The following is a 278-nucleotide window of genomic DNA, read 5'->3' as shown; positions in this document are numbered from 1 at the left end:
GAATGGCTGTGATCATCTTGTGTAACTCCTTCCCTTTCAGAGTGCATTATTAAGGCCTTGCCCTGAGTGAGACAGTCCACAACCTTAAAACGGGCTGCTTTCAGGACATTGGCCAGTGTCTGCCTTGAAACCCCCATTGCAACAGCCGCTTCCTGCTGTTGCATGCCCAGTAAATCGACCAGCCGTAACGCTTCAAACTCATCTTCTTTTAAATGAACATGTTCAAGCTGGCTCATCGGTCGCGCATTGGGCTTAAAACAGGTATCCGCAGGGCGGCC

The 278-nt window shown here is 50.4% G+C and carries 1 protein-coding gene; it reads right to left on the bottom strand.

The window, feature by feature from the left end; all coding sequences use genetic code 11:
* Positions 1-236 (bottom strand): DUF134 domain-containing protein (locus LZP96_RS24095; protein WP_214517599.1); only part of this gene is annotated, 236 nt, incomplete at its 3' end.
* Between the last annotated feature and the right edge of the window lie 42 nt (positions 237-278).

Origin of the sequence: Huaxiibacter chinensis, from assembly GCF_022171985.1 — a bacterium.
GTDB lineage: Bacteria > Pseudomonadota > Gammaproteobacteria > Enterobacterales > Enterobacteriaceae > Enterobacter > Enterobacter chinensis_A.
The sequence above is the reverse complement of the archived record's forward strand: the minus strand, read 5'-3'. Positions and strand labels throughout refer to the sequence as shown.